We start from the raw sequence: 4,145 nt of genomic DNA, 5'->3' as shown, positions 1-4,145 counted from the left end.
TGCAGTGCGAGACCTGATAGCGAGCTACTCCCATGGCATGCGGCAGAAGCTCGCCTTGACGGGCGCTCTCCTCTCCAACCCCAAGCTGCTCATTCTCGACGAACCCATGGTGGGCCTGGACCCCAAGAGTGCTCATCTGTTCAAGGACTTGATGAACCGACACTGCGATGCAGGGGGGACGGTGTTCTTCTCAACTCATGTCCTGGAGGTGGCGGAGCGCCTCTGCCACAGGGTCGGGATCATCCACCGGGGCAAGCTGATAGCCTCCGGAACTGTAGAGGAGCTTCGCGCGAGGAGATCGACAGCTAGGGAACAGGCGGGAGAGGAGTCCCTCGAGGAACTCTTCCTGGAGCTGACGGAGGATGAATAGGGTGAGGCAGTTCTGGGCTCTGGTTCGTGTGCTTCTGAACATCAACTTCGGTCTCTCCTACGCCAAGCAAACCTATATCGTTCAGAAGAAGAGGCTGTGGGAGCCTGTCCTGATCATCTTCGGGCTCGGGGTCGGGCTTGCCTCCATACTGACGGGGTATGTCTATCTTCTGAGAACCATGTACGCCCAAGGCCAAGTGCTGGGGCAAGGCAACTTCATCCTCACCCTGTCGCTTGTCGCCGGGCAGATCATGGTACTGCTCCTGGGAATTTTCTGGGTTACGTCAGTCTTCTACTTCTCTCGCGATACCATGATCCTCGTTCCTCTGCCATTGCCCGCAAGCACGGTGCTGTTGGGGAAGTTCACGACGCTCATGGTGAATGAGTACGTCACTCTCCTTTTCGTGGTAGGTCCGGCTTTCATAGTCTATGGGATCATGGCCGGCATGGGTTTCGGCTACTGGGTTACAGCTCTTCTTGTGTTCCTGCTCATACCCGTGATCCCCCTTGCCGTTTCCTCCCTTGCGGCAGTGGTCATAATGCGGTACGCGAATATCAAGCGCAGTCGCACCCTGCTGATGTTTGTGGGGACTCTGCTCTTCCTCGGCGCCTACTTTGGGTTCCAGTATTACATCATGCAGTTCCAGCCCCAGAGTGAGCAGGAGTTCCTGCAATACGTGATGACTATCCAGGACAGCCTGTCACGCTCGGTCGCGGCCCGGTTCCCGCCCAGTCTATGGGCTACCATCGCCATGTCGAGGCCGTTTACGGCCTCGGGCCTTGCCAACTTGGGTCTGTTTGTCGCAGTCTCTGCGGCGATGCTGGCTGCTGTCATGTTCTTTGCATCCAGGCTTTTCTATGCGGGCCTCCTCAGCGGCACTGAAGTTGGATCCGGCAGGCGAGGACAGGCGGCGCTCTACACGGGTGTCGGGGCAAGGCGCGGGGTGGAACTTGTGCAGAGGTCCCCCGAAATGGCGTGCGCTATCCGCGATCTCTGGATCTTCGCGCGCACGCCCTCGTTCGTTCTGAACGGAGTCATGAACGCCCTCATATTCCCCGGCCTGCTCGTGGTCTGGTTCCTCATCGGCGGATCCGGCAGCATGTTCGCGCAGATCCCCGGGTTCGACGCTTTCCTGCACGATCCGTCTACTGTGGTCTTGCGAGCGCTGGTCTTCGCGGCGGCGGTGGTGTGGACGGCCGGGATACACATGGTCTCGTCCACCGCTTTCTCCAGAGAGGGCGCGAACTTCTGGGTATCCAAAGTGATCCCCGTGCCCGCTCGCCGGCAAGTGACGGGCAAGGTCTTCTTTGCCCTGGCGTTTGAGATTGTGACTTCCATCCCGATGATCGCCGTCCTCCAACTCGTGCTGAGACTCACCCCAGGCATGTTCGGACTGGCTGTACTACTCGGGCTGATCGGGGCGGTGGGCGCCACCTTCATGGTCATGTACATGGACATGCTCAGGCCCTACCTCAAATGGGACAACCCACAAAAAGCGATGAAAGGCAACCTTAACGGCCTTTTCGGTTGGCTCATTGTGCAGGTTGTCCTGGCGGCTGCGGGGTTCCTTGTCTGGAGGGCTACCCGGGCCGGGTGGACTGCCTCGGCCATACTCTCCGCTGCGTTTGTCGGAACGGCGGTGTTCACGGCGGGAATGTTCGTCATGCTGTTCAGGTCCGCCGAGAAGGCCTACAGGTTCATAGAGCTGTAATGAAAGATTGGAGAGATGCCTGGTGACGGCATGGAAAGGCGTAATTGAGGAATACAGGGAATTTCTTCCAGTGACAGATGATACTCCCGTGGTCACGCTTCTCGAGGGGTGGACGCCCCTGATCGAAGCGAGGCGACTGGGCCGGTCCCTCGGGATCTCGCTGTTTCTGAAGTTCGAGGGGGCGAACCCCACAGGATCATTCAAGGACCGAGGCATGACAATGGCCATCTCCAAGGCGTGCGAGGATGGAATGTCAGTAGTCATGTGTGCCTCCACCGGCAACACCTCGGCGTCCGCTGCTGCCTACGCTGCGCGGGCGGGGCTCAGGTGCATGGTCGTGATTCCCGAAGGCGCCATAGCCATGGGAAAGCTTGCACAGGCTGTGATCCATGGGGCAGAGGTCGTCGCCATCCGGGGGAACTTCGATCAGGCCCTGGCCATCGTCAGAGAACTCACGTCGCTACACCGTATTGCCCTGGTCAACTCCATCAACCCTTTCAGGATAGAAGGTCAGAAGACTGCGGCTTTTGAGGTGTGCGACCAGCTGGGCCGCGCGCCGGATTGCCTTGCTATTCCAGTAGGGAACGCGGGCAACATAACAGCCTATTGGAAAGGGTTCAGGCAGTACGCTGCCCACGGGCGGGCATCCTCTCTTCCCAGGATGCTCGGGTTCCAGGCAGAAGGGGCCGCCCCGATCGTGTTGGGCTACCCGGTGGACCGGCCCGAGACAATCGCGACGGCGATCAAAATAGGGAACCCCGCAAGCTGGAAAGGGGCTCAGGCTGCGGTGGACGAGTCCGGCGGGACAGTCGCTGCAGTCAGCGACGATGAGATTCTTGAAGCATATGAGATCCTCGCGTCCCAGGAGGGTGTGTTTGCGGAACCCGCGTCGTGTGCGTCGGTTGCCGGTGTTATCAAGACCGCCCGCAGGCGCGGGTTCTCGGGTGGTGAGACAGTGGTCGCCGTCCTGACAGGACACGGCCTGAAAGACCCGGAGAGGGCGATAGCACAGTCTCGTCCAGCTCAGGTGTGCGACGCCGACCCACGAGCGGTCGAGAGGCTGATTGAATTATGAACCGGGGACGGTGAGCAGTATGGCGGGCGTCAGAGTGAAGGTAAGTGTCCCAGCGACCTCCGCGAACCTTGGATCCGGGTTCGATTCCCTCGGCATCGCGCTGGGCCTGGAGGATGAGTTCGTCTTCGAGCTCGGTGCCGGGCAGTCAGGGGTGGTCCTCCTGGGCCCTGAGGGCGTGTCCCAGCATGCCCGGATCCCGACAGGACGAGACAACCTGTCCATCCGGGCCTTCGAGGCAGCTTATGCCGAGGCTGGCCAAAGAGCCCCTGAGGTCATGGTGACCATGGCCAACCACATTCCAGTGGCGAGGGGGCTCGGGAGCAGCGCGGCCGGGATCGTCGCAGGCACAGTGGCCGCGAACGAGTTCATGGGACGTCCTCTGGACAGGCAGGCAATGCTGAACCTTGCGGCAAAACTAGAGGGCCACCCCGACAATACCACAGCGTGCATGCTCGGGGGGCTCACCGCATCTGCGCTAGTCGGATCCAGGACGCTCTGGGCCCGGCTGCCCCTGCCGCCGGGACTTGGGTGCGTTGTGGTGGTCCCGGACTTCCAGGTCTCGACGAGCAGTGCAAGGAACGTGCTTCCGAGTTCCGTTCAGTACTCCGATGCAGTCTTCAACGTGAGTCGAGCTGCATTGCTCGTGGCATCTCTTGCCACAGGCGCCTACCAGAACCTCCGGTACGCTATGGAGGACCGCCTCCACCAGCCTTACAGGAGCGCCCTGGTTCCCGGGCTGTTCGCGGCGGTCAGGGCCGGGCTTGACGCTGGTGCCCTTGGGGTGGCTATGAGCGGAGCGGGGCCTTCTGTACTTGCTCTGGTGGGGGAGGGCGTGTCCCGCGAAGTGGTCGGACAAGCCATCGTCGATGCCTTCAGGCAGGCCCGGGTGACCTCACGGGCAATACCCCTGCCCATCACGTCGGAAGGCGCGAGAGTCAGCTACCCCACGGCTAAAGCCGGGGGCTTGCGGTAAGCAAGCCTGGAGCTGA

The 4,145-nt window shown here is 61.0% G+C and carries 4 protein-coding genes; all 4 read left to right on the top strand.

Annotated features, from left to right (window positions below):
• Positions 1-370: ABC transporter ATP-binding protein (locus NUW23_15240; GenBank protein ID MCR4427513.1), on the top strand; the 370-nt coding region annotated here is incomplete at its 5' end.
• 1 nt (position 371) lies between these two features.
• A complete protein-coding gene (locus tag NUW23_15235; GenBank protein ID MCR4427512.1) occupies positions 372-2,081 on the top strand; it encodes a hypothetical protein in 1,710 nt (569 codons plus the stop codon).
• Positions 2,082-2,103: 22 nt separating this feature from the next.
• Positions 2,104-3,156 (top strand): threonine synthase, encoded by a 1,053-nt coding sequence (gene thrC / locus NUW23_15230; protein MCR4427511.1) that lies wholly within the window; start codon positions 2,104-2,106, stop codon positions 3,154-3,156.
• A gap of 19 nt (positions 3,157-3,175) precedes the next feature.
• Entirely contained in the window at positions 3,176-4,129 is a 954-nt protein-coding gene (thrB, locus tag NUW23_15225; GenBank protein MCR4427510.1) for a homoserine kinase, read from the top strand.
• The last annotated feature ends 16 nt before the right edge of the window (positions 4,130-4,145 follow it).

The sequence above is a fragment of the Bacillota bacterium genome (genome assembly GCA_024655925.1).
In the GTDB taxonomy this organism is placed as follows: domain Bacteria; phylum Bacillota; class DTU025; order DTU025; family JANLFS01; genus JANLFS01.
The sequence above is the reverse complement of the archived record's forward strand: the minus strand, read 5'-3'. Positions and strand labels throughout refer to the sequence as shown.

Bases quoted from the DNA above. Each gene is read 5' to 3' on its own strand.
- thrB (MCR4427510.1), top strand. From the start codon at position 3,176: ATGGCGGGCGTCAGAGTGAAGGTAAGTGTCCCAGCGACCTCCGCGAAC.